This window comes from Burkholderia sp. F1 (assembly GCF_050813845.1).
In the GTDB taxonomy this organism is placed as follows: domain Bacteria; phylum Pseudomonadota; class Gammaproteobacteria; order Burkholderiales; family Burkholderiaceae; genus Burkholderia; species Burkholderia ubonensis.
In genome coordinates this window covers 3,209,869-3,232,958 of sequence record NZ_CP172422.1, presented here as the reverse complement: position 1 = coordinate 3,232,958, position 23,090 = coordinate 3,209,869, and the positions used below count along the sequence as shown (strand labels likewise).

Genomic DNA, 23,090 nt, shown 5'->3' with positions numbered 1-23,090 from the left:
TTCGTTGCCGCCCGCGACATTGTAGAGGCCGTCGCGCGTGCCGTGTGCATCGAGCAAGCACGTCGGCGCGGCGCGATCAACGAAAAAGCCCGCCGGCGTGCTTTCGCACGCGGGCGGGCAAAAACCCCCTGCACGCAAACGCGACGCGGGGGCCGCGTGGAACTCGGAGCGCCGTCAGAACTTGTGGCGAAGCGCGAGGCGCACGGCGACCTGGTTCGCGGTCGACGACGGCGCGTCGGTGCCCGGGATGAACGCCTGGTCGAGGATCGAGTTCGTCTTGTCGCCGGCAATGTGCTGATACGCGGCCTGCAGGTAGACGTCGGTGCGCTTCGACAGGTTGTAGTCGGCCATCAGCCCGACCGAATGGATCTTCGGTTTCGCGCTGCCGGCCGACGAGTCGTACTTCTCGAGCGACAGCACGTACTGCGCGCCGACCATGAACGCCGGCGTGATCTGGTACGCGCCGTTCACCTCGAAGTTCTGGTACTTGATCGCGCTGACCGTCGCACCCGGCGCGATGATTGCGCCCGGCGTGCCGAGATAGCCGTTGCCGGTCGGGTTCTTGTAGTTCGAATTCGTGTATGCGAAGCCGACGGTCGCGGGCCCGAACGTGTAGTTGACGCCCGCGCCGAACACGCGCATCCGCGCCGCGATGTAGCTCGCGTCGTTCGCGGTGATCGCGCCGGCCGAGCCGTTGCCCGGATTGTTCGCCTGCAGGTAGGCCGCGCCGACGAGCAGGCCGCCGTTCTGGTATTGCGCGCCGAAGCTGTACGCGCGGTTGTCCGCGAAGTTCGTGCTGTTGCTGAAGCTGTATGCGCCGCCGAACTGGAAGCCGTTGAAGTTCGGGCTCGCGTACTTCACCGTGTTGTCGAGCCGGAACGAATTGTCGGTGTTGTCGTTGTCGAACGGATGCGCGAGCAGGTAGCCCCCCCAGTTGCCGTTCGCCGTCGTCGGCGCGAGATAGTCGACGACGGAGTCGTATTGCCGGCCGAGCGTCAGCGTGCCGTACTGCGCGTGGCTGAGGCCGACGTAGGCCTGGCGGCCGAACATCCGGCCGCCCTGGTTCAGGCGGCCGCTGTTCACGTCGAAGCCGTTCTCGAGCTGGAACAGCGCCTTCAGGCCGCCGCCGAGATCCTCGTTCCCTTTCAGGCCCCAGCGGCTGCCCTGCGCATAGCCGCTGGCCATCTCGTAGACGTGGCCGGCGCCGACGTTGTTCGTGTAGTTGAGGCCCTCGTCGATCACGCCGTAGAGCGTGACGCTGCTTTGGGCGAAGACGGGCGACGCGAAGGCGGCCGTCACGGCGAGCGCCGTCAGTTTCGTTTTCATTGAAAGATCTCCGGGTATCCAGCTTGTGTCGATTGTCGTGAGCGCATCCCGCGGGGCGCGCCCCCGTCATCCGGAGCGATGCGAAGCCGCCGGCGCGCCGCGGGTTGCGCCGCGCGCGACCTGACGGGCGGCGTCCGGTCGTGTCTCCTCCGATGACACGCGCATTCTTGCGAACCGGATGCGGAACCAAAAGCGAGTAATTTCGATGGATGGAATCGGGATCGCCAATGGGGCCGTCATGCGGCCCCGCGAATCGCGGGGATCGATTGGCATTGCCGATTGCGATGATCGGAATTACTCGCTTCCATAAACAATTTGGCGATCCAAACATGCAGCGTGGCCCGATGCGGACGCGTAGCCGGCCGCCGAGATTCGATGCCGGCAGTCCGCTGACCGGCGCCGCGCGTTGCGCGGTGCACCAACAACATGCCCTATTGGAGACGACCCATCATGCAGATTCGACGACTGAACACCGTTCTTCTCGCCGCCGCCGCGATCCTGTCGGCGCCCGCGGCCCACGCAGCCGGCGGCGCGTGCGGGGACGGCAAGACGGTCCACTTCGCGGGCATCACATGGGAAAGCGGGTCGTTCGCGACCGAGGTGCTGCGGCAGATCATGGAGAAGGGCTACGGCTGCAAGACGGACGTCGTGCCGGGCAGCACCGCCGCGACCGAAACCGCGCTCGCGCGCAACGACCTGCAGGTCTGGGCCGAGCAGTGGACGGGCCGCAGCGAGATCACCGCGAAGGCGGTCGCGTCGGGCGCGGTGAGGCTGATCGGCGACACGCTGCCGGGCGGCACGAAGGAGGGCTGGTTCGTGCCCGAATACGTGGTCAAGGGCGATCCGGCCCGCAACCTCAAGCCGGTCGCGCCGGGGCTCGCGTCGATCGACGATCTGCCGAAGTACAAGCAGGTGTTCGCGGACGAGGAGGAGCCCGACAAGGGCCGCTTCCTGAACTGCCCGACGGGCTGGGACTGCGAGCGCGTGAACACGCGCCTCTTGCGCGTGCTGAAGCTCGACCAGTCGTATACGAACTTCCACCCGGGCACGGGCGCGGCGCTCGACGCGGCGATCGCGTCCGCGTACCAGCGCGGCGCGCCGATCGTGTTCTATTACTGGGGGCCGGCCGCGCTGATGGCGAAGTACAGGTTCGTCGCGCTGAAGATGCCGGCCTATAACGAAGCCTGCTGGAAGACGCTGCGCGACGAGAGCAGCACGCAGCAGTGCGCGTCGGCGTACATGGTGTCGCGGCTGACGGTGGGCGTGTCGAAGCCGTTCGCCGACGCGAATCCGGACCTCGTCGCGATGTTCGAGAAGGTTCGCTTCCCGATGGACTTCCTGAACCAGACGATCCTCGACATGACGACGAAGAAGATCGACGGGGCGGCGATGGCGACGCAGTTCCTGCGCAGCCATCCGGACATGTGGAAGCAGTGGGTGCCGAACGACGTCGCGCAGAAGATCGCCGGCGGGCTGAAAGGTGCGTAACGCTCGCGCGCCCTCGCGGCGCGATGGAGATTGGACATGAACGGCTTCTTCCTGCACCTGTCGATCGCCGACTGGGTCAACAGCGCGCTCGAGACATTCGTCGCGCAGTACGGCGACAGTTTTCACCATTTCAGCGCGCTGCTGCTGCGCTACCTGCTCGTGCCGCTCGAAGGCGCGCTGCGCGCCGCACCGCCGTGGCTCGTGCTGCTCGCGGTCGGCGCGATCGCATGGAACGCGACGCGCCGCGCCGGCCTCGGCGCGCTGTTCATGCTGCTGCTCTACGCGATCGGCTGCTTCGGCCTGTGGGACAAGCTGATGCAGACGCTCGCGCTGATGCTGGTCGCGACGGTGCTGTCGGTCGTGCTCGGCGTGCCGGCCGGCATCCTCGCATCGCGCAGCCCGTGGCTGCGCCGGATGCTGCTGCCGGTGCTCGACGTGATGCAGACGCTGCCGAGTTTCGTGTACCTGATTCCGGTGCTGATGCTGTTCGGCCTCGGCAAGGTGCCCGCGATTCTCGCGACGATCATCTACGCGCTGCCGCCGTTGATCCGCCTGACGGACCTCGGCATCCGCCAGGTCGACCCCGACGTGACCGAAGCCGCGCGCGCGTTCGGCACGACGCGCTGGCAGCTGCTGGTCAACGTGCAGCTGCCGCTCGCGCGGCCGAGCATCATGGCGGGCATCAACCAGACGACGATGATGGCGCTGTCGATGGTCGTGATCGCGTCGATGATCGGCTCGCGCGGGCTCGGCGAGGACGTGCTCGCGGGCATCCAGACGATGGACGTCGGCAAGGGCACGCAGGCCGGCATCGCGATCGTGATCCTCGCGATCGTGATCGACCGGATCAGCCAGGGCTTCGGCCAGGAGCGCCGCGCGCGGCGGCGGCTTGCGCGGCAGCGCCGGCAGAAGGGCGCGTCGCGCGTGCCGTACCGGATGCCGCGCAAGGCGTCGACGCCCGGCGTCGACTCGAATCAACCGGCGCAGTCGTCCCGCGCATAGCAACGGAGACAGGCATGGCAACCATCGACGTCAAGCACGTCTACAAGCTGTTCGGCCCGCAATCCACGCACGCGCGCGTGCTCGACCTGCTGCGCGCCGGCAGGCGCAAGGCCGACGTGCTGGCCGAAACCGGCTGCAACGTCGGGCTCAACGACGTGAGCCTCAGCATCGCGACCGGCGAGATCTTCGTGATCATGGGGCTGTCCGGGTCGGGCAAGTCCACGCTCGTGCGGCACTTCAACCGGCTGATCGAACCGACGGCCGGCGAGATCGTGATCGACGGCAGCGACGTCATCAAGCTCGACGCTCACGGGCTGCGCGAGCTGCGCCGCTACAAGGTCAGCATGGTGTTCCAGAACTTCGGGCTGCTGCCGCACCAGACCGTGCTCGACAACGCCGCGTATGCGCTGCGCACGCGCGGCGAGAAGCGGCACGACGCGCTCGATGCCGCGCGCACGTGGCTGTCGAAGGTCGGGCTCGACGGCTATGCCGATCATTACCCGGACGAGCTGTCGGGCGGCATGCGGCAGCGGGTCGGCCTCGCGCGGGCACTGGCCGCGGATACGGACGTGCTGCTGATGGACGAAGCGTTCTCCGCGCTCGATCCGCTGATCCGCACGGAGATGCAGGACCAGCTGCTCGAACTGCAGGCGACGCTGAACAAGACGATCGTGTTCATCACGCACGATCTCGACGAGGCGCTGCGGATCGGCAATCGGATCGCGATCCTGCGCGACGGCACGCTCGTGCAGGTCGGGACGCCCGACGACATCCTGTCGCGTCCGGCGGACGATTACGTGCGACGGTTCGTCGAGAAGCGGACGGGCATGAACTGAGCCGCCGGATCGAACCCGCGAGGGCGGCACGGCACGCCGCCCGGCATCCTCCTTGCATATGAATCCGATGTGCGTCCGCCAACGCTTGACGCAAACAGGATTCGAAGAAAAAAACACGCGATCGCAGTTGATACGTTTCCGAATGGCCCCATGCGCGCGGCCTTTGCCTCCGTGGGGGAATGAATCCGGCCGGAAGTCCTTGCCGGACAGGCGTTTGCGATCGCGATCGAATATCCGGTGATACGGGTGAACCCGGATGCACGAAACGACCGTGCCATAACTGAAACGTTTCGAGTTCGTCGAACCGGCCTTGGAAAGATCAGGCATGTGTCTGAATGGAAACGGGATTTCGTCCGTGCGTCAGGGATGTCCCGGAGCGGCGCCGAGCGCAGCGTTTCAAACTTGAAACATAAATCGCACGCCGAATTCGGGCGGATCGGGCCAAATCGCGCGAAAAATCCAACTTTCTCTTTGCATTCAGGCGCTTGCGTGATTGGCATCGCCAATGCGTGACGTTGGCCGGATTGGCGCAGTCGGCCAAGCCGCCCCTCGTTACTTCAGGAGGATTTCATGCGCAAAACTTTATTGGCGTCCGCTGCAGTCCTCGCCTTAGGATGCAGCGGCTACGCGATGGCCAACCCGTGCAGCAGCGATAGCAGTTCGACATGCAGCCAGAAGGCCGATGACGGATCGAACACGATGACCAACACGGTCGGCTCGACTCAGACCTCGACCACCGGGTCCAATGCGAACGAAGTCTCGCCCGGCGCGAGCGTCAATCAGGATTCCTGGAATTCCACCAAGGTCGTAGCGATAAGCAAGCTCGACGGCTACGTCAGCAACGTCCAGGTCTGGGGCATCGGCAACCATGCGACCAACTCGGGCAGCGCGGCCGGCGGAAGCGGCGGCAAGGGCGGCAACGGGTATGGCGCCGGCGGCAAGGGCGGCACCGGCGGTAACGGCGGCGCCGGAGGCGCCGGTGGCAGCGGCGGCAGCGCGCATAACGGCAGCGCGACGGCGGGCAAGGCCAGCAACGGCAGCGCGACGGCCGGCACCGGCAACGGTGGCGGAGGCGGAAACGGCGGCGCATCCGGGGCTACTGGCGGGGGAGGCGGCTACGCCACGGCGAGCGGCGGCTCAGGCTCAGGCACGGGTGGCGGCGCACTCGCGGCTTCGGTCGGCGTTGGCGGCCCCGGCAAGGGCAGCGGCACCGGCTGGGGCGGCGGCACCGGCACAGCCGATCCGGGTTCCGCGTGGGCCAGGAATCATGGCAGCGGAAGCGCGACGGCATCGGCCGGCAGCGGCACCGGCACCGGTACGGGTACCGGCACGGGCAGCGGCAGCGGCTCGGGCGGCGCCGGGACGTCAGGCGCGGCGACGGCTGCGGGCGGAGCAGGCACGGGCACGGGCGGCACCGGCACGTCTTCGGGCGGTGCGGGCGGCGCGGCGGCGGCGGTTGCGGGCAGCGGCGCGGCAGGCGGCGCGGGCACGGGCGGCAGCGCGGCCAACGGTGGCGCGTCGACGACGGCCAGCAACGGCAGCGCGACCGCCGGTAGCGGCGCGGTGGGCGCGATGGGCGGCGCGGGCGGCGCAGGCGGCACCGGCAACGGCGGCGTCGGTAACGGCGCAGTCGGCGGCGCGGGTGGCGCAGGCGGAGCCAACGTGGTCGACGCGGGGACGTTCAACATGTCCAACGCGATGGCGAGCGTCGGTCAGTCCGCGGCGGGCATCATGATCGCCAACCAGAACAGCGGCATGGCGGCGCTGGTGCAGCAGGCCGTGACCGTGCAGGCGAACCTGACCGTCGGACGTTAGAACGGCCGGTCAGCCCCGGCGAAATGTACGCATGGCCGCGGGGGGCAGGCGATCCCGCGGCGTGCGTGCCCTCGCCGGACGAACAGGACGAACAGGACGGCCGGCGACGGCGGGATGGCCGAATGGCCGCCTTGCCGTCGCCGGCCCATGCCGGCCTGATTTCCGTCGATCGACGGTCACGCAGATTCCGCTCCCCGCGCGTCGGGTTCGAGCCAATCCGCGCAGGGCCCAAGGAGACAGCCATGGGAATCCGCAAGGCATTTTCGCTGGTGCTATTGCCCGCTGCGCTGTTGGCGGGCCTGTCGGCCCGGGCGGCGCCGGACGCGTCGCGAACCAATGGGGACGCAGCCGTCAGCGCTGCGTCGACGCCCGCGCCTTCCACACCGGTTGAACTGTCGGACAGGACCGCACCCGCTCCGGCAGCGACCGGCGCCCCGGCCGTGCACGACGACAGCCTCGGAGTCGCGATGACGCCCGACCAGCTCGACCAGCATCGGGGCGGCGATGCGCTGATCGGCCAGAACTACCTGACCGGCGCGGTTTCCGACAACGTCGCGAACCGGGTGTCGACAGGCTCGAACTCGATTGCCGACGGCTCGTTCGCCAATTCGAGCGGCCTGCCGACGGTGATCCAGAATACCGGCGCCAACGTGCTGATTCAGAACGCGACGGTGCTCAACGTACGCTTCGGGAACTGAGCAATGAGACAGGCTGCCGCAGCGTGGATGGCGGCGCTCGCGTGCGCGCTGGCGGGTGCGGCTGCGCAGGCGGACGAGATGACCGTCGTCGATCCGGCCGGCGCCGGCTTCGCGATGCACGTCACGAGTCTCAAGGAAGCGCGTTTCAAGCGCACCGTGAAGCAGCAGTTCGACTTCAGCTGCGGGTCGGCTGCCGTTGCGACGCTGCTGACTTATCAGTACGGCTATCCGATGACCGAGCAGACCGCGTTCGCCCAGATGTGGGAGAACGGCAATCAGGAGAAGATCCGCCGGCAGGGATTCTCGCTGCTCGACATCCGGCGCTTTCTCGACGCGCACGGCTTCGTCGCGGACGGCTACGAACTGCCGCTGCAGACGCTTGCCAGGACGCACACGCCGGCGATCGTGCTGATCACCGAGCACGGCTATCACCATTTCGTGGTCGTGAAGGGGCTGCGCAACGGGCGTGTGCTCGTCGGCGATCCGGCCACCGGCACGCGGCCGATGTCGCAGGCGAGTTTCGAGCGGAAGTGGGAAGACCATGTGATTTTCGTGATCCACAACAGGCCCGAACTTGCGGTGTTCAACGACCCGAGCGACTGGCGCGTCGCGCCCAGCGCGCCGCTCTACACCGGCATCGACCGCGATGGCCTGTACAACGTCGTGATGCCGAAGCACGGACCGAGCGACTTTTGAGGACCGTCATGAGATCCGAGACCAGGAGGATCGCCGGCATCGCCGCGATGGCGTGCGGCGGGATGGCGTCGATGGGCGCGGCGGCGATGCAGGACGGATCGCCGGCCGCGACCGGCGAATGCGCCGTGCAGGCGAACGGGGCGTGGCCGGCATCCGGGCCGGCGGCGCCCGGTTACGCGCAGGACAGTCAAGCGCAGGACGGGCGGAACTGGCCGGCGGGCGGCGCTGTCGCGCTCAGCGACGCGCGCCTCGACGCAATGCGCGGCGGCTTCGACCTGCCGGGCGGCCTGCAGGTCTCGTTCGGCATATCGCGTGTCGCGTTCGTGGACGGCAACCTGGTCACGACGACCAGCTTCAACATTCCTGACGTCAGCCAGATCACCGCGCGGCAGGCGCAGGCGCTGGCGGCCGCGAACGTGGGCGCGCTGATCCAGGTCGGCTCCGGCAACGCCGCGCAGCCGGCCGCGCTGCCGGCGCTGACCGGCGCGGTGATCCAGAACACGTTGAGCAATCAGCACATTCAGGCGCTGACCACGATCAATACGTCCGTCAACACGCTGTCGATGTTCAAGAACCTGAACATCATGTCGACGCTCAACAACGCGCTGACCGGCGCATTGCCTGGCCGATGAGCGGGCGGCCGCATGCCGGGGGCCGGCGCGCGTCGCGCGGCCGCCTCAGAACGCAAGCGGCACGCGCAGCGTCATGACCACGTCCGGCGTGTCGCGCGTGAGGCCCGCGCCGATCGACAGGTTCAGCGTGGTCTTCGGCGACAGCCGGTACGAGTAGCCGATCAGCAGCGTGCCGAGGATCACGCGCACCGAGCCCGGCACCGTCTGGCCGTTCTGCTTCGTGGGCAGCACGATGCTCTGGTCGTAGCCGAGGCTGACCGACGCCTTCTCGTTCAGCGCGAGGCCCATGCCGATGTTGAAGCCCCAGATGTCGCCGGGCTGCACGCTGCCGACGAAGTCCTTCTGCCCGTTGAGGATCGTGAGGCTCAGGTTGTCGCGGCCGAAGCTGTGCAGGTAGCTGAAGTTGCCGAAGAACACCACCGGATCGGACGGAAAGAGCCAGGTGAGGCCCGGCTGGATCGCGTAGAAGCCGGAGCCGGTCGGCTGCTCGAGCGGCAGGCCGGTGCCGGTGGTGTTGCCGACGCAGCGCGTGACGCAGTCGGTGACGACGTCGAACGGGCTCTTGCCGGTGGCGGTCTTGAAGCGGAGCCAGCCGATGTAATAGACCTTGTCGGGTCCGCCGTTGTTGAACTGGTAGCGCAGCGTCATCTCGACGTCGCCGAGCCCGTTGCCGTGGCTGTTGAACGTGTTGTCCTGGGCGGAACCGGTAAAGATCTCGCGGCTGACCGTGTCGTTCGTCGAGTACACGTAAGGAATGCGGACTTCGATTTCCATCCGGTTGGTGATCCCGTAGCGCGCCGCGACCGCGGCCGTCAGCGTGGTCGTCTTGACTTCGCGCACGTCGATCAGGCCGATCAGCAGCGCCGGGATGATCGTGTAGCCGACGAGTGCGACGCGGTTCGACGATGAATAGCTGAACTGGAACGACGGCTCGACGACGAACTTGTGCTTGGGCGTCAGCACGCCGGGCTGATCGAAGATCGGCGCGACGGGCGGCGGCGCGGTGTCCGGCACGGGCGCCTGGCCGACCGGCTGGCTCGGCGCCGGGGCGGATGCCGATTGCACGTTGCCGGAGCCGGGATCAGGGCTGGGGGCGCCGGCCGCCGTTGCGTCGCCGGTGCTTGCTGCGCCGGCGTCGCCGGTGCCCGCGCCGCGTTTGGTCGCAAGCTCGCGGGCGTCGAGCGCCCGGCTCAGGCGCGAGAGATTCGCTTCTTCATCGGCCAGCTTGCGCTTGAGCGCATCCAGTTCCTTCAGATGGTGATCGACTTCCTGGCGCAGCGCGGAGATGTTCTCCTGAGTCGACTGGGCGTCCAGTGATTGCGCCTGCGCCTCGGCTTGAAAGAGCAGCACGCTTGCATAGGTGATGGCACGAATGTGGCGAAATGGCATGCGCTTCACGGTGCGTCTCCATGATCAGGCTTGCAGATTCACCCCGATGCACATCGACGGCACGCCAAAGGATGGCTCCCTGGCGGCATCGACGCGCGTGTGCGATCGAGCGCAATGCAACATCGGCAGCGAGGCCGCGCGCCGACGCAGGATTGTCATGTGCACAACGTCACCACAACGTCACGCCCGCCGCCCGAACAATGCAGCGGCGGACTTCACGAGGCTAGTGCAGGCTGGCTTCGGAAGCCAACCAGACAAACCCTTGCTCGCGTGCGGCGGGGGGCACGGGCCCCCCCTTTTCGCGGGGGCTTCCGTCAAAACCGAACGCATGTTTCGCGCCTGTGGGATCGGCGGCGCGCGCTGCTATTTTTGTGTTCACGCCGCTCGTTCACCAGTGCTTCGCCCGAACGCCTTCGGGCAGTCCCGTGAAGACGTTATCCGTTGGTGGCGGACGATCTGACGACCGACACGTCGACAAGCCGGACGCCGTACGGGCCGACCAGCTCCTTGACCTTGATCACCCCGGATACGTATTCGTTCGGCAAACCCAGATCGCGATTGCAGAGCAGGATCGGCTTCCCGAGCGCGGTGTCGTCGAATTGAATGCGGTATCGGCAGCCTTTTGCACTGTCTCCCGGCGTGAAGCCGGCTTCGAAGGATCGGGGCGAATGCGCGGTCACCCTGACCAGCATCGAGAGCGCGAACAGACCGAACACCATGCCCCAGCCGCCGACCATGAACAGGCACAGGAGCAGCTCCTTGATGCTGCCGGCCTTGCGCATGTCGGGCGACACATAAGCGGCCAGCACCGCGAAGGCGATGGCAGGCACGGCGACACAAGCCGTGGAGCCGGGCCAGTCGCCGGGATGGCAATTTTTCGTGAACCACATGCCGGCCATCATGATCATGAAGGGCACCATGATGAGCGACATGAAAGTGATTGCGTGCCAGCGCTTGATTTCTTCTTTTCGTTTGGTCATCGAATCGGGAATGCATCGCGGGGAAAAATCCGGATCATTATGACCGACGTGCGACGCGATGCCTTGATCAGGCGGGCGGCGCGTTTCGCGTTCGCTGTCGCCGCCCGCTGCGTCGGTTTTCTGTCAGTATGTCGGCGCGCGGCACCGCCGCTTCCCGCCGGTGGTTTGCGCGTTCATGCGTGCATGTCGCACGGCCGGTTCGGTCGGCATGCGCACATCATCGATCCCGACACTACGCCGACCAACTTCGCCAGATGAGCTCCAACCTGACTGTGCCGCAAGGCCGACCGCTCCCCCGGACCACCGACAAGCGCATGCCGGTCGAGGATCTGCCGTATCCGCTCGGCGGCCGCCGCGCCGACGACCCCGCCGACGACAACTGCCTTTCCGGGTTGCTGGGCGACCAGGCCGTGTTCGAGCACATCGGGCTGAGTCCGAACCTTCACACTCGCACCATCAGCGAGCGGCAGAGCTTTGGCGGACGTCTCAATGGAGAAATGTTCGCGGGATTGAAGAAGGTGTTCGGCTTGATCACCGAAATCGAAGCGGGGCCGATGGGCTCGCCGGCGTCGATGACGAACGACGCCGAATTCAACGGATTCGCGTCGTGGCAATGGGTCGCGTCGACCGACGACGATGCGCACTTCTTCATGTTCCGTTCGCGCGACGCCGAGTGGGCCGGATTCCGGTGGCGCGACGAATGCTTCCGCTTTCGCCTGGCGTCCCTGCTGGGCTTCGTCCTCGATACGGGGATGCCCGCACGCGGCCCGGGATATTTCCAGGTGTCGGCCGTTTGCGTGTTGCGCGACGAGCCGGGGCCCAACGCGTGGTGGCGCAACGTCGAGGCCGCGCACTTCGACTTCAGCGACGCGTGGACGGCCGAGGTCGCGTTCGAATTGCTCAGCGTGCTGACGCGAGTGGCGAATTTTCTGGGCAAGGCGTTGACGGCGAATCAGGTCGCCGATGCCTGACCGTACACCAACCACCGAATGCTTACCGCAGAGCACGCATGCTGACCGCAAAAACCATCCTGGATGACTTCGACCGCCTCGGCTTGATCGGCAGCGACTCGATGCAACAGACCTTGCAGCTGAGGCGTCAGGATTCCGGCGCACTCGTGGATCTCGTCATGGGCGCGCTCGATCGCGCATTGCCGTCCGCGACGTTCATGCACACGGCGCTCGACCTGATGGACGACGCGTCTTTCGACAAGGTCGCATGCGAGGCGTGGCGAATGAGCCGTGACGGGCGCTGGGGCGAGGTGCTGGCGGACGTGCTGGACGCCGCCGCGCTGCAGTCGCCGTCCATTTTCGCCGGTGACTGGGATCGACTGCTGAATCTGGCACACGCCCGGCAAGGGCGTCGCCTGTACCAGCGGGATGCCGCATGGCGGGCGCTCGATTCGGCGACCGTGTCCGACTGGCGACGCCAACTTGAACACGAACCGGCCTGCGACGGAACGGGGCGCGAGCGGGCAATCGCACTCCTTTATTCGCGGCGATCGGAAGCCGTCCACGATGCATGGAAACGGTTGTTTCCGGAGGAGACCGTACAGGCCCGCGAGTGGTTGATGTCTGCCGGCTACGCGCTCGAGAACGGCGGATTGCGTGCATTGCACGGCGAGTCGCCGTTCCATATCGATTTCGGCCGGACATTGCTCACGTCGATGCGGCAAGCGTTGCCAGGGTGGAAGCGGGAGATTCACGAGAACCATCCGACCTGGCGAGCCGGCGGGACCGACCGCTTGCATGCGCGCATCGGTGGCGTCCTGCCTCATCGATGCGGATTGTGTCACGAGCCGCTGCACCAGTTGCTGGCACTGCAGCAGCCGAACGCCGCGGGAATCGCGTGTCGGACGCCCATTGCGTTCGGCACCTGTCTGTCCTGTCTGGGCTGGGAGGGGGACGGCGGCCCGTTGTTCTACCGGCATGACGACGAAGGCAGGCCGTTCCAGCACCCGTCCCAGCAATGCGAAGCCGCAGTGACGCCGGAATTCACGGCGGCCGCGCTCAGGGATGCCGAAGTGGAACTCTTTGTCGCGCCGACGCGCTGGTCCTGTCAGGACTGGGGGGCGTCGAACGACCGCCAGAACCTGAGCCGGGTTGGCGGCGCGCCGTCGTGGGTTCAATCCGCGTGGTATCCCGAATGTCCGGATTGCGGTTGCCGCATGCGTTTCGTCATGCAGCTCGACTCCGGTCTTCCGCAGGCCGATGGCGGCGAATGGTTGTGGGGCAGCGGCGGCGCAAACTATACGTTCTGGTGCGAAACATGCCGCACCAGCGCGCATCTGTGGCAATGCACCTAGCGCGTTGCGCGCCCCCTGCCTTCTGTCCGTTCGCGTATCCGTTCGCCGCGCGCGGCCGCCGCGTCAGTGCGCGACGGTCTCGCGCTCGCCCGTTCGCGCGTCGGCCGTCTCCTCGCGCAGCGCATCGGCCAGAATCAGGTCCGCGCCTTTCTCGGCGACCATCATCGTCGGCGCGTTGATGTTGCCCGACGTGATGTTCGGAAACACCGACGCATCGACGACGCGCAGCCCTTGCAGCCCGTGCACGCACAACGATGCATCGACCACCGACGTGCGCGCGTCCGGACCCATCGCGCACGACCCGCACAGGTGATAGATCGAGCCCGACTGCTCGCGGAAATACTGCAGCAGCGCATCGTCCGACGCGACCTGCGGCCCCGGCGAGATTTCCTCGATCGTCATCGCTTTCAGCGCCGGGGCGCGCATCAGCGCGCGGATCAGCTTGCTGCCCTGCACGGCCTCGTCGAGATCCTTGCGCGTCGTCAGCGCGTTGATATGGATCTTCGCGGCGTCTTCCGCACGATTCGACGCGATCTCGATGGCGCCGCGGCTCGTCGGCCGGCACGGATTGAACGCGATCAGGAAGCCTGAATACGGCTCGGGCTCGATGCTCGCGCGGTCGCTCTTCGGAATCCGGTACGACAGCGGGTTGAAGTAGAGCTGGAGATTCGGTTCGTGCGCGTCGCGCGCGCCCCGGAAGAAGCCGCCCGCCTGGTTCACGCTCATCGCGAGCGGGCCGCGCTTCGTCAGCAGATAGCGCAGGCCGATCTTCAGCTTGCCGAACAAGGTGCCCATCTCGTCGTTGAGCGTCGGCCGGTTCGCGTTGAAATAGAAGCTCACGCACAGGTGGTCCTGCAGGTTGCGGCCGACCGCCGGCGACGCGTGCACGAGCGGCACGTCGAGTCGCGCGAGCAGCGCCGGATCGCCGACGCCGGACAGTTGCAGCAGCTTCGGCGTATCGACCGCGCCGGCCGCGAGGATCACTTCGCGCGCGGCGTCGATCGTCTCGTCGCCGCCTGCGCCGGCCACGACGACGCCGGCCGCGCGCGTGCCGTCGAACTTCACGCGCCGCACGAGCACGCCCGAACGCAGCGTCAGGTTCGACCGGCTCAGCGCGGGGCGCAGGTACGCGAAGCTGCTCGAGCAGCGCTCGCCGCGCTTCGTGTTCAGGTCGTAGATGCCCGCGCCCTCGAACTGCGCGCCGTTGAAATCGTCGGTGCGCGGCAGTTTCAGCTGGTCGCAGCCCTTCAGGAATTCGTGGACGATCGGATGCACGTCGGCCTTCATCGACGTGATGTGGATCGGCCCGGCCGTCCCGTGGTGCTGCGGATCGGCGGCGCCGGCCGGATGCGTTTCGAGTTTCCGGAAGTAGGGCAGCACGTCGTCGTACCCCCAGCCCGGATTGCCGGCGGCCGCCCAGTCGTCGTAGTCGCTGCGCTGGCCGCGCACGTAGACCATCGCGTTGATCGAGCCCGACCCGCCGACCACCTTGCCGCGCGGGCAGTACAGCTTGCGATCGGCGAGTTGCGCTTCGGGCTCGCTGTAGTACATCCAGTTGTAGCGGCGGTTGTAGTAGGTCTTCGTGAAGCCGACCGGCACCTTGAACCAGAGCGACGCGTCGCGTTCGCCGGCTTCGAGCAGCAGCACCGAGTGCCGGCCCGATTCGCTCAGCCGGTTCGCGAGGATGCAGCCGGCCGAGCCCGCGCCGACGATGATGTAGTCGTAGGTCATGTCGTGTCCTTCGGCGTCAGCCCTTCGCGGGCGCGAGGTTCTTCACGTCGACGGGCAGCTCGCCCATCTGCAGGTGCAGCCGCTCGCCGGTGTACGGCGTGTGGCGTTTCACCACGTCCATGTCGAGCTCGATGCCGAGGCCCGGCTCGGTCGACGGGATGATGTAGCCGTCTTCCCAGCGGATCGGCGTCTTTACGACTTCCGCGTGGAAGCCGCCCCACGTCATGATGCTTTCCTGGATCAGGAAGTTCGGCGTGCAGGTCGCGAGCTGGATGCTCGCGGCCGCGCCGACCGGGCCGTTGTACAGGTGCGGCGCGATCTGCGCGTAGTGCACTTCGGCGAGCGTCGCGATCTTCTTCGCTTCGAGCAGCCCGCCCACGCGCGCGACGTTGAGCTGCAGGATCGACGCGCCGCCCGCCTGCAGCAGCTTGTGGAATTCGTACTTGGTCGTCAGGCGCTCGCCGGTCGCGATCGGAATCGACGTATGCCTCGCGACTTCGGCGAGCGCTTCCTCCAGCCCCGGCGGAACCGGCTCCTCGAACCACAGCGGGTCGTACTTTTCGAGCCGCTTCGCGAGCCGGATCGCCGACGACGGCACCATCTGCCCGTGCGTGCCGAACAGCAGGTCGGCCTTGCTGCCGACCGCCTCGCGCACCTTGCGGCAGAACGTCTCGCAGCGGTCGAGCACGTCGAGCGAAAGCTGATGCCCCGAGTAAGCGGTGTACGGGCCGGCCGGGTCGAACTTGACCGCCGTGAAGCCGAGCTTCACGTTCTCGGCCGCGCATTCGGCGGCGAGGTCGGGATCGTCGTAGTCGTATTCGCCGTTCGCGTTCTTCGGGTAAAGGTACGTGTACGAGCGCAGCCGCTCGTGGATCTTCCCGCCGAGCAGTTCGTACACGGGCTTGCCGGCGGCCTTGCCGATGATGTCCCAGCACGCCATCTCGAGCCCGCTGACCACGCCCATCATCGTCAGGTCCGGCCGCTGCGTGAAGCCGCTCGAATACGCCTGGCGGAACAGCCGCTCGACGTGGTGCGGGTCGTGGTTCAGCAGGTAGCGGTCGAACACGTCGGCGATGACCGGGCCCATCGCCTTCGGATGGAACGTCGCCGAATAGATCTCGCCGACGCCTTCGATGCCGTCGTCGGTCTTCAGCTTCACGAAGATCCAGTACATGCCGCCGACATGCGGCGGCGGCACGGCGACGATGTGGGTTTCAAGCGACACGATCTTCATGCGGACTCCTTGATGCGGTTGAGGCGGGTTTTGAGGAGCGCAGCCGCGCCCGCGCCGCACAGCGCGATGGCTGCGATGTAGCCGAAATAGAGCTGGTAGCCGTGCGCGCCGGGCCAGGTCTGCGTCACGTAGCCGTTGATCAGCGGCACGAATACGTCGGGCGAATAGCCGAGCACCGAGATCAGGCCGATCGCGAGACCCGCGCAATGGGTCGGCACGCGGCAGTCGTCGAGCAGCGACCAGTACAGGCCGCGGATCGCGTAGGTGAGGATGCCGATGAACAGCACGAGCACGACGAGCATCGCCTGCGGGCCATGCGGCGGCGCGGCGATCAGGCCGACGAGCGACAGCGCCGCGAGCACGAGCGCCCAGAACAGCACCGACACCTTCGACACGCGGTCGCCGAGGAAGCCGCCGCCGATCCCGCCGACGGGGCGCATCCACAGCTTGAGCGTCGTGATGAAGCCGGCCGCCGTCACGCTGAGGCCGAAGTTGCCTTCGTGCAGGTAGGCCGAGAAGCTGAAGGTCGCCCAGAACACCTGGTAGCCGCAGAACACGATCGCCGCGACGAGCCACAGCTCGGGAATCGCCGCGAGCGTCTTCAGGTCGGTCAGCACGCTGCCTTGACGGCGCTTCGTCGTCGTAGGGCGTTCGTGCCCGCGCGGCGGTTCCTTCACCAGCGCGAGCAGCACGCCGAGCGCGATGCAGCAGAACGCATACAGATGCACGACGAGCCTGAAGCCGGCTGCGTCGGTGCCGCCGCGCGTCTGCGTGACGTACGCGAACAGCGTGATCGCGATCGTCGCGAGCAGCGCCTCGACGAGGCCGCGCCCGCCGTCGAGCAGGCCGAAGAAGCGGCCCTGCTCGTCGGGGCCCGCGATCACGTTCACGCGCTTGATCACGGCCGCCCAGAACGTGAGGCCCGTCGTCAGCCCCCAGCCGCCGAAGATCAGCACGAGCGCGTGGAACGACGGTCCGGTCGCGTAGACGAGCCCGAGCGCGCCCGTTGCGACCAATGAGAAGCAGATCAGCCAGCGCGGCGACAGGCGGTCGGCGAGCCAGCCGCTCGGCAGGTAGCTGACGAGGAAGATCGTGCCGAGCGACGAATACAGGTAGCCGAGTTGTACGTCGTCGATGCGGAAGAACTGCAGCATCGTCGGCTGGTACACCTGCCGCAGGTACAGCATCGGGTAGATCGCGCCCGCGGCGATCACGAGCAGCAGCAGTTGCAGGTAGCGCTGCGCGCGCGAGTCGTGCGCGGCTTGCCCATTGGCGGGCAACGCGAGCGACGCGGCGGGCGTCGACGGTTGGGTCGGCATGATGTCTTCCTCCGGGAGATCGCCGCGATGCGGACGTCTCCGTGTCTCTTTGTCGTATTGGATCGCGGGCCGGTGCGCGGCGGGTTCGCGCCGCGCGCCGGCGGGGGTGGCCGGTCAGTACTTCATGACGACGAGGCGCGTCTGCGTGAATTCGAGCATCCCGTGCTTGCCGTCGTCGCCGCCGAGGCCCGAGCGTTTCCAGCCGGCGTGGAAGCCCTGGTACGGGTCGGCCGGCGTGCGGTTCACGTACAGCTCGCCCGCCTCGATCGCGTTCGCGACCTGCATCGCGGTGCGGTAGTTCTCGGTGTAGAGCACCGACGACAGCCCGAACTGGTGGTCGTTCGCGAACGCGATCGCTTCGTCGATCGTCCGGTAGCGCAGCACGGGCATGATCGGGCCGAAGGTTTCCTCCTGCACGATTTCCATGTCCTGCCGGCAGCCGGTCAAGAGCGTCGCCGGGTAGAAGAAGCCGGGGCCGTCTGGGATGACACCTCCGGTTTCGAGCGTCGCGCCTTCCGCGATCGCGTGTTCGACCATCCCGTGGATGTGCGCGCGCGCCGACGCGCTGACGAGCGGGCCCATTCGCGACGGATCAGTTGCACGGTCGCCGCTGCGCACCGCGCCCATCTTCTCCTTCAGCAGCGCGACGAAGCGGTCGTGCACGCTGTCGTGCACGTACACGCGCTCGATCGCCGTGCACAACTGGCCGCAGTGCGTCGTCTTCGACGCGACGAGCGCGGCGGCGGCGTGTTCGAGATCGGCGTCCGGCTCGATGATCGCGGGCGTCTTGCCGCCGAGCTCGAGCGACGGCTTCGCGATGTTCGCCTTGCAGTAGTCGAGCACCTTGCGACCGGCGTTCACGCTGCCCGTCAGCGTGATCATGCCGACCGCCGGATGCGTGCACAGCGCCTCGGCCGTCGCGTGATCCATCGTCAGGAGGTTGACGACGCCCGGCGGGAAGCCTGCATCGTCGACCGCCTTCGCGATCTCGAACGCGGACACCGGCGTGTGGTTGCTCGGGCGCACGACCACGGCGTTGCCCGCGATCAGCGCGGGCGCGACCTTGCGCAGCAGCGTATAGACGGGATAGTTGAACGGGATCAGGCACGCGACGACGCCGATCGGCTCGCGCTGCAGGAACAGGTTTTCGTCGGGCGTATCGCTCGGGATGATCTCGCCTTCGATCCGGCGCGCCCATTCCGCGTGATAGCGCGTGATCTGGCCCGCGTAGACGGCTTCGTTGGTCGCATCCTCGACGCTCTTGCCGGACTCCTGCGCGAGCGCCGCGCCGATCGCCGGCGCACGCGCGGTCAGTGCGTCGGCGAGCCGGTGCAGGTACGCGGCTCGCCCGGCGCTCGGCAGCTTGCGCCATGCCTTCTGCGCGGCGGCGGCGGCGGCGACGGCGGCGAGCACTTCGGCGGGCGACGCGGCGGGCACGCGCGCGAACTCGGCTTCGGTGGCGGGATTGCGGACAGCGATGAACGCGTCGCTTTGCGGGGCGACGAAACGGCCGTTCACGTAATTGCGTTCGGTGCGCATGAAATGGCTCCTCCGATTGGGGGGCGGGCGGATCGCTTCGGATGGCGAAACGCGCGTCACGGGACAGGAGCCATTCTGGTCATGCGTTTAATGCACGGCAAACGACTTATTTTCGGGTGAAGCGTGAGAAAAACGCATGTTACTCGGCGGAGCGGCTGGAAGCGCCCGCCCGGTCAGCGCAGCGGCGGCTGCGGCAGCGGCGACGACGGTTCGAGATGGCGCTTCGACAGCCAGACCTCCTGCTGCAGCCAGTCGCGGAACTGCACGATGTGCGGCAGGTTCGTCTGCTCGGGCCGCGTGACGAGCCAGTACGACTGGTGGCCGTCGACGTGCACGTTGAGCACCTGCATCAGCTGTCCGGTCGCGAGCTCGCGCGCGACCATGTGGCGGTCGGCGATCGTGATGCCGAGCCCGTCGATCGCCGCGCGGATCGCATGGTCGAGCAGATCGAATTCGTAGCCGCCGCGCGTGTCGACGTCCGTAATCCCGGCCGCTTTCAGCCAGTGCTGCCAGGTCAGGTAACGCTGGTCGTCGGTCGCGAGCACGTGCAGCAGCGTGAAGCGGCTCAGGTCGATCGGCGCGCCGTCCTGCCGCAGCCGCGCATACAGTGCGGGCGAGCAGACGGCGATATGCTGCTCCTGCATCAGCAGCGCATTGTCGAAGCCGTCCCATTCGCCGTCGCCGAAGCGGATCGCGCAGTCGAGCACGCGCGATTCGCCGAGGCTGTCCTGGATGCGCGTCGTGAGGCTCAGCTCGAATTCCGGGTGGGCCTCGCGCAGCCGGCCGAGGCGCGGCATCAGCCAGCGCGCGGCGAAGGTCGGCGGCACGTTCACGCGCAGCCGGTTCAGATGGGTCTTTTCCTGCAGGCTGCGCACGGTCAGCTCGATCTTGTCGAACGACTGCTGCAGCGCGCGTAGCAGCACGCGGCCGGCCGCCGTCAGTTCGAGCTGGTGATGGCGGCGCTCGAGCAGCGTTTCGCCGAGCTGGTTTTCGAGCTGCCGGACCTGGCGGCTCACGGCGCTTTGCGTGACGTTGAGCAGCTCGGCCGCGCGCGTGAAGCTGCCGGTGCGTCCGGCCATCTCGAAGGCTTTCAGCGCATTCAGCGCCGGCATCTTGCGTCTCACGGGCGGGGTCGTCGTTTGGTGCGGGATGCTTATTGTAGGGGGCAAGCGCCTGACGCTGTGGGCCGACTGGCGCGAGCAGGCCGGCGTGGCCGGGACGTGCCCGATACGAGCCGCGTGCCGTCGATCCGTTCGATCGGCGATGCCTGCATTCGCGCCGATCCGTCTGGAGGCCGTCTTTTTGATGATAGTTGATAACCTGGCTACCCTGCGCGCATTGAGTTCAATGCCGTCGGGAGGTCGACATGATCGGTGCCGAACCGGGCCGGCAACTGGAGACTTACGTCGCGAAGCTGGTCGAATCGGCGCGCTACGGGTCCAGGAGCGAAGTGCTTCGGGAAGGCGTGCGCCTGATTCAGGATCGCGAGGCGCAACTGGATGCGCTGGACGCCGTGATCGCGCGCAGCCTTGCCGATGCGCAAGCAGAACGCGGCGCCGACACGGATCGACATGCTTCACGTGCCGCATGGCGCGCGAGACTACGCGTCGATTCTGTTCCGAGTGATGCCGCGATTCCCGTATTGTCTGGAATGCGAATAGCTTCCTGGCTGGACACATGAACCCGGCCGCAGCCGGGGCCTGGCGATCCCGCATCGATGCCGGTCACGCCGCGTGCATCACGACCAGTCGAAGGTCAGCAACGCCACGCGGCTCGCCGGCTCGTAGAACAGCAGGATCCAGCCGGGGCCGACGCCGCGGTATTCCCAGCCGGTGACGGCGGCGACAAAGCGAAAGCGCGCGCCGTCCGGCCCGATCGGCCGGATATCGTCCTTGTCGCTGTCGTCGATCGGGAAATCGGACGTGCTGCACCAGTTGCCCCAGCCGACGCCGCCGCCGAGCTGGTCGACGAGATTGCAGGGCGTCTCCTGGCTGAAATCGCGGTCGGCCGGCGCGTACTGGTTGGCCGAGTAGAGGCGGCCATGCTGCGCATAGCGGCGGCGCGCCGCGTCGATGCTGGCCTGCTGCTCCGCATAGTGCTGCTCCAGGTCCTGCCGGTCGTCCGCGTCGTCGTCGTTCGGCGGGTTTTCCAGGTAGAAGTAGCGCAGGTCGCCGAGCAGTTCGTAGCGGTCGTTCGCGTCCAGCCGGAACCCGATCCAGTTCGCACGGAGATAGTCGTTGTGGAATTCGGCCGTGCTCTGTCCGACGAGCCCGTCATACGGCTCGACCGGGCTGACCAGGTGGATCCAGCCTTGCCAGGACGGATCGACGGCGGCAAGGTCGATCGAGACCAGCGGGTGCACGTGGCGTGCGACGGGGGACGACGGTTCGGCGAACACGTCCGAATCGGCCGGATAGACCTTCAGGTAGGGCTGCGCGGTGTCGATGTCTTCAATCATGTTTGGCGTTCGCAGGGGGATGGTCGAGCAAGCGTACACGAGCGTGCCGACCTGCGCATGAACGCCCGGCCCGCCCCCCTTCGATGCCCGACGCCTCCGCCGGCATCAGATGCCCGGTTCGATACGATCATCCCGACCAGCCCCCTGCGAGCGTGACGAGCGACGCGCACGTGAGCGTGGCGCGGGGCGCTCAGCGGCCCAGTCCGGCCATCAGCGTGTACTTGAGCTCGACGTATTCGTCGAGCCCGTACTTCGAGCCTTCGCGGCCGAGCCCCGACTGCTTCACGCCGCCGAACGGCGCGACTTCGGTCGAGATGATCCCGTCGTTGACGCCGACCATCCCGCTTTCGAGCGCGCCGGCCACGCGCCACGCGCGGCCGAGGTCGCGCGTGAAGAAGTAGGCGGACAGCCCGAACGGCGTGTCGTTGGCCGCCGCGATCGCTTCCTCCTCGGTCGCGAAGCGGAAGCACGCGGCGACCGGGCCGAAGGTTTCCTCTTCGGCGATCAGCATGCCGGGCGTCATGCCCGTCAGCACGGTCGGCTGGTAGAACGTGCCGCCGAGCGCGTGCCGCCGGCCGCCCGTGAGCACGTGCGCACCTTTGGCCGTCGCATCGGCGACATGCGCTTCGACCTTGGCGAGCGCCGCCGCGTTGATCAGCGGCCCCTGGTCGACGTCGCCCGCGAGCGCGTTGCCGACGCGCAGCTTGAGCACCGCATCGGCGAGCTTGCGCGTGAACGCGTCGTACACGCCGTCCTGCACGAGGAAGCGGTTCACGCACACGCAGGTCTGCCCGGTATTGCGGAACTTCGACGCAATCGCGCCGACGACCGCCGCATCGAGATCGGCGTCGTCGAACACGATGAACGGCGCGTTGCCGCCGAGCTCGAGCGACAGCTTCTTCAACGTGTCGGCCGACTGCCTCGCGAGCAGCTTGCCGACGCGCGTCGAGCCCGTGAACGACAGCTTGCGCACGACCGGCGACTCGGTCAGCGCGGCGCCGATCGCGACCGCGTCGCCGGACACGACGTTGAACACGCCGGCCGGGATGCCCGCGCGCTCGGCAAGCACCGCGAGCGCGAACGCGGACAGCGGCGTTTCCTCGGACGGCTTCAGCACCATCGTGCAGCCGGCCGCGAGCGCGGGGCCGGCCTTGCGCGTGATCATCGCGAGCGGGAAGTTCCACGGCGTGATCGCCGCGACGACGCCGACCGGCTCGCGCGTGACCACGATCCGCGCATCCGGCTTCGGGCTCGGGATCACGTCGCCGTACATCCGCTTCGCTTCTTCCGCGAACCATTCGAGGAAGCTCGCCGCGTAGCCGACTTCGCCGCGCGCCTCCGCGAGCGGCTTGCCCTGTTCGCGCGTCAGCAGCCCGGCTAGCGCGTCGCGGTGCTCGAGCATCAGTTCGCCCCAGCGCTTCACGCGCGCGCCGCGTTCCTTCGCGGTCAGCGCGCGCCATGCAGGAAACGCGCGTTCGGCCGCGCCGATCGCGCGTTGCGCGGCGTCGGCGCCGCCCTTCGCGACCTGCGCGATCGTCTCGCCGGTCGCCGGATTCAGCACCGCGTAGGTCGCGTCGCTCGCGCCGTGCGGTTCATGCCATTCGCCGCCGATGTAATGGCCGGTCCTCAGAAATTCGCTCAT

20 protein-coding genes are annotated in these 23,090 nt (G+C 67.4%); 10 read left to right on the top strand and 10 right to left on the bottom strand.

Features of this window, described 5'->3' with window-relative positions; genetic code table 11:
- Positions 1 to 174: 174 nt before the first annotated feature.
- A complete protein-coding gene (locus tag ACFIMZ_RS33050) occupies positions 175 to 1,326 on the bottom strand; it encodes a porin (RefSeq protein WP_431823633.1) in 1,152 nt (383 codons plus the stop codon).
- A 450-nt stretch (positions 1,327 to 1,776) separates the two neighbouring features.
- Here ACFIMZ_RS33050 and ACFIMZ_RS33045 point away from each other — a divergent pair, with 450 nt between their 5' ends.
- From ACFIMZ_RS33045 to ACFIMZ_RS33015, 7 genes are all read left to right on the top strand, one after another.
- Complete coding sequence (locus ACFIMZ_RS33045; RefSeq protein ID WP_431823632.1) at positions 1,777 to 2,814, top strand: ABC transporter substrate-binding protein; 1,038 nt, start codon at positions 1,777 to 1,779, stop codon at positions 2,812 to 2,814.
- Between the two features lie 36 nt (positions 2,815 to 2,850).
- The gene (locus ACFIMZ_RS33040; RefSeq protein WP_431823631.1) at positions 2,851 to 3,816 is read left to right on the top strand and encodes an ABC transporter permease; all 966 of its coding nucleotides are present in this window, start codon (positions 2,851 to 2,853) and stop codon (positions 3,814 to 3,816) included.
- A 14-nt stretch (positions 3,817 to 3,830) separates the two neighbouring features.
- Entirely contained in the window at positions 3,831 to 4,652 is an 822-nt protein-coding gene (locus ACFIMZ_RS33035) for a quaternary amine ABC transporter ATP-binding protein (RefSeq protein WP_431823630.1), read from the top strand.
- A 570-nt stretch (positions 4,653 to 5,222) separates the two neighbouring features.
- Entirely contained in the window at positions 5,223 to 6,467 is a 1,245-nt protein-coding gene (locus tag ACFIMZ_RS33030) for a hypothetical protein (RefSeq protein ID WP_431823629.1), read from the top strand.
- Positions 6,468 to 6,589: 122 nt separating this feature from the next.
- On the top strand, positions 6,590 to 7,165 hold the full coding sequence (locus tag ACFIMZ_RS33025) for a hypothetical protein (RefSeq protein ID WP_431823628.1): 576 nt from the start codon (positions 6,590 to 6,592) through the stop codon (positions 7,163 to 7,165).
- A 3-nt stretch (positions 7,166 to 7,168) separates the two neighbouring features.
- Positions 7,169 to 7,861 carry a C39 family peptidase gene (locus ACFIMZ_RS33020; RefSeq protein WP_431823627.1) on the top strand — a complete coding sequence of 231 codons (693 nt, stop codon included), beginning with the start codon at positions 7,169 to 7,171 and terminating at the stop codon, positions 7,859 to 7,861.
- A gap of 8 nt (positions 7,862 to 7,869) precedes the next feature.
- Complete coding sequence (locus ACFIMZ_RS33015; protein ID WP_431823626.1) at positions 7,870 to 8,493, top strand: hypothetical protein; 624 nt, start codon at positions 7,870 to 7,872, stop codon at positions 8,491 to 8,493.
- Positions 8,494 to 8,538: 45 nt separating this feature from the next.
- Here the strand turns inward: ACFIMZ_RS33015 and ACFIMZ_RS33010 are convergent, their stop codons facing one another.
- Together ACFIMZ_RS33010 and ACFIMZ_RS33005 are read right to left on the bottom strand one after the other, a co-directional pair.
- Positions 8,539 to 9,891, bottom strand: a complete 1,353-nt coding sequence (locus ACFIMZ_RS33010; RefSeq protein WP_431823625.1) for an acetate kinase — start codon at positions 9,889 to 9,891, stop codon at positions 8,539 to 8,541.
- Between the two features lie 425 nt (positions 9,892 to 10,316).
- The gene (locus ACFIMZ_RS33005) at positions 10,317 to 10,862 is read right to left on the bottom strand and encodes a hypothetical protein (RefSeq protein WP_431823624.1); all 546 of its coding nucleotides are present in this window, start codon (positions 10,860 to 10,862) and stop codon (positions 10,317 to 10,319) included.
- Positions 10,863 to 11,176: 314 nt separating this feature from the next.
- Between ACFIMZ_RS33005 and ACFIMZ_RS33000 the strand changes: the two genes are divergently transcribed.
- On the top strand, positions 11,177 to 11,833 hold the full coding sequence (locus tag ACFIMZ_RS33000) for a hypothetical protein (protein ID WP_431823623.1): 657 nt from the start codon (positions 11,177 to 11,179) through the stop codon (positions 11,831 to 11,833).
- A gap of 38 nt (positions 11,834 to 11,871) precedes the next feature.
- On the top strand, positions 11,872 to 13,167 hold the full coding sequence (locus tag ACFIMZ_RS32995; RefSeq protein ID WP_431823622.1) for a hypothetical protein: 1,296 nt from the start codon (positions 11,872 to 11,874) through the stop codon (positions 13,165 to 13,167).
- A 63-nt stretch (positions 13,168 to 13,230) separates the two neighbouring features.
- Here the strand turns inward: ACFIMZ_RS32995 and ACFIMZ_RS32990 are convergent, their stop codons facing one another.
- The 5 genes from ACFIMZ_RS32990 to ACFIMZ_RS32970 all read right to left on the bottom strand — a co-directional run bounded on the left by ACFIMZ_RS32990 (position 13,231) and on the right by ACFIMZ_RS32970 (position 20,102).
- Entirely contained in the window at positions 13,231 to 14,898 is a 1,668-nt protein-coding gene (locus ACFIMZ_RS32990) for a GMC family oxidoreductase (RefSeq protein ID WP_431823621.1), read from the bottom strand.
- A gap of 16 nt (positions 14,899 to 14,914) precedes the next feature.
- Entirely contained in the window at positions 14,915 to 16,132 is a 1,218-nt protein-coding gene (locus ACFIMZ_RS32985) for a mandelate racemase/muconate lactonizing enzyme family protein (RefSeq protein ID WP_431823620.1), read from the bottom strand.
- Positions 16,129 to 17,451 carry an MFS transporter gene (locus ACFIMZ_RS32980; protein WP_431823619.1) on the bottom strand — a complete coding sequence of 441 codons (1,323 nt, stop codon included), beginning with the start codon at positions 17,449 to 17,451 and terminating at the stop codon, positions 16,129 to 16,131. The genes ACFIMZ_RS32985 and ACFIMZ_RS32980 overlap by 4 nt, the downstream gene beginning before the upstream one ends.
- 114 nt (positions 17,452 to 17,565) lie before the next feature.
- Entirely contained in the window at positions 17,566 to 18,990 is a 1,425-nt protein-coding gene (aldA, locus tag ACFIMZ_RS32975; protein WP_431823618.1) for an aldehyde dehydrogenase, read from the bottom strand.
- 173 nt (positions 18,991 to 19,163) lie between these two features.
- A complete protein-coding gene (locus tag ACFIMZ_RS32970; RefSeq protein ID WP_431825425.1) occupies positions 19,164 to 20,102 on the bottom strand; it encodes a LysR substrate-binding domain-containing protein in 939 nt (312 codons plus the stop codon).
- A gap of 254 nt (positions 20,103 to 20,356) precedes the next feature.
- Here ACFIMZ_RS32970 and ACFIMZ_RS32965 point away from each other — a divergent pair, with 254 nt between their 5' ends.
- Positions 20,357 to 20,671, top strand: a complete 315-nt coding sequence (locus tag ACFIMZ_RS32965) for a type II toxin-antitoxin system ParD family antitoxin (protein WP_431823617.1) — start codon at positions 20,357 to 20,359, stop codon at positions 20,669 to 20,671.
- A 57-nt stretch (positions 20,672 to 20,728) separates the two neighbouring features.
- Here the strand turns inward: ACFIMZ_RS32965 and ACFIMZ_RS32960 are convergent, their stop codons facing one another.
- Together ACFIMZ_RS32960 and ACFIMZ_RS32955 are read right to left on the bottom strand one after the other, a co-directional pair.
- Positions 20,729 to 21,448, bottom strand: coding sequence for a hypothetical protein (locus ACFIMZ_RS32960; RefSeq protein ID WP_431823616.1), 720 nt, complete (start codon positions 21,446 to 21,448; stop codon positions 20,729 to 20,731).
- A gap of 190 nt (positions 21,449 to 21,638) precedes the next feature.
- Entirely contained in the window at positions 21,639 to 23,090 is a 1,452-nt protein-coding gene (locus ACFIMZ_RS32955; protein WP_431823615.1) for an NAD-dependent succinate-semialdehyde dehydrogenase, read from the bottom strand.

What these genes read in the sequence shown, in the direction of transcription:
- ACFIMZ_RS33050 (WP_431823633.1), bottom strand. Translation starts at nt 1,326, where the DNA reads ATGAAAACGAAACTGACGGCGCTCGCCGTGACGGCCGCCTTCGCGTCG.
- ACFIMZ_RS33045 (WP_431823632.1), top strand. Translation starts at nt 1,777, where the DNA reads ATGCAGATTCGACGACTGAACACCGTTCTTCTCGCCGCCGCCGCGATC.
- ACFIMZ_RS33040 (WP_431823631.1), top strand. Translation starts at nt 2,851, where the DNA reads ATGAACGGCTTCTTCCTGCACCTGTCGATCGCCGACTGGGTCAACAGC.
- ACFIMZ_RS33035 (WP_431823630.1), top strand. Translation starts at nt 3,831, where the DNA reads ATGGCAACCATCGACGTCAAGCACGTCTACAAGCTGTTCGGCCCGCAA.
- ACFIMZ_RS33030 (WP_431823629.1), top strand. Translation starts at nt 5,223, where the DNA reads ATGCGCAAAACTTTATTGGCGTCCGCTGCAGTCCTCGCCTTAGGATGC.
- ACFIMZ_RS33025 (WP_431823628.1), top strand. Translation starts at nt 6,590, where the DNA reads ATGGCCGCCTTGCCGTCGCCGGCCCATGCCGGCCTGATTTCCGTCGAT.
- ACFIMZ_RS33020 (WP_431823627.1), top strand. Translation starts at nt 7,169, where the DNA reads ATGAGACAGGCTGCCGCAGCGTGGATGGCGGCGCTCGCGTGCGCGCTG.
- ACFIMZ_RS33015 (WP_431823626.1), top strand. Translation starts at nt 7,870, where the DNA reads ATGAGATCCGAGACCAGGAGGATCGCCGGCATCGCCGCGATGGCGTGC.
- ACFIMZ_RS33005 (WP_431823624.1), bottom strand. Translation starts at nt 10,862, where the DNA reads ATGACCAAACGAAAAGAAGAAATCAAGCGCTGGCACGCAATCACTTTC.
- ACFIMZ_RS33000 (WP_431823623.1), top strand. Translation starts at nt 11,177, where the DNA reads ATGCCGGTCGAGGATCTGCCGTATCCGCTCGGCGGCCGCCGCGCCGAC.
- ACFIMZ_RS32995 (WP_431823622.1), top strand. Translation starts at nt 11,872, where the DNA reads ATGCTGACCGCAAAAACCATCCTGGATGACTTCGACCGCCTCGGCTTG.
- ACFIMZ_RS32990 (WP_431823621.1), bottom strand. Translation starts at nt 14,898, where the DNA reads ATGACCTACGACTACATCATCGTCGGCGCGGGCTCGGCCGGCTGCATC.
- ACFIMZ_RS32985 (WP_431823620.1), bottom strand. Translation starts at nt 16,132, where the DNA reads ATGAAGATCGTGTCGCTTGAAACCCACATCGTCGCCGTGCCGCCGCCG.
- ACFIMZ_RS32980 (WP_431823619.1), bottom strand. Translation starts at nt 17,451, where the DNA reads ATGCCGACCCAACCGTCGACGCCCGCCGCGTCGCTCGCGTTGCCCGCC.
- aldA (WP_431823618.1), bottom strand. Translation starts at nt 18,990, where the DNA reads ATGCGCACCGAACGCAATTACGTGAACGGCCGTTTCGTCGCCCCGCAA.
- ACFIMZ_RS32970 (WP_431825425.1), bottom strand. Translation starts at nt 20,102, where the DNA reads ATGCCGGCGCTGAATGCGCTGAAAGCCTTCGAGATGGCCGGACGCACC.
- ACFIMZ_RS32965 (WP_431823617.1), top strand. Translation starts at nt 20,357, where the DNA reads ATGATCGGTGCCGAACCGGGCCGGCAACTGGAGACTTACGTCGCGAAG.
- ACFIMZ_RS32960 (WP_431823616.1), bottom strand. Translation starts at nt 21,448, where the DNA reads ATGATTGAAGACATCGACACCGCGCAGCCCTACCTGAAGGTCTATCCG.
- ACFIMZ_RS32955 (WP_431823615.1), bottom strand. Translation starts at nt 23,090, where the DNA reads ATGAGCGAATTTCTGAGGACCGGCCATTACATCGGCGGCGAATGGCAT.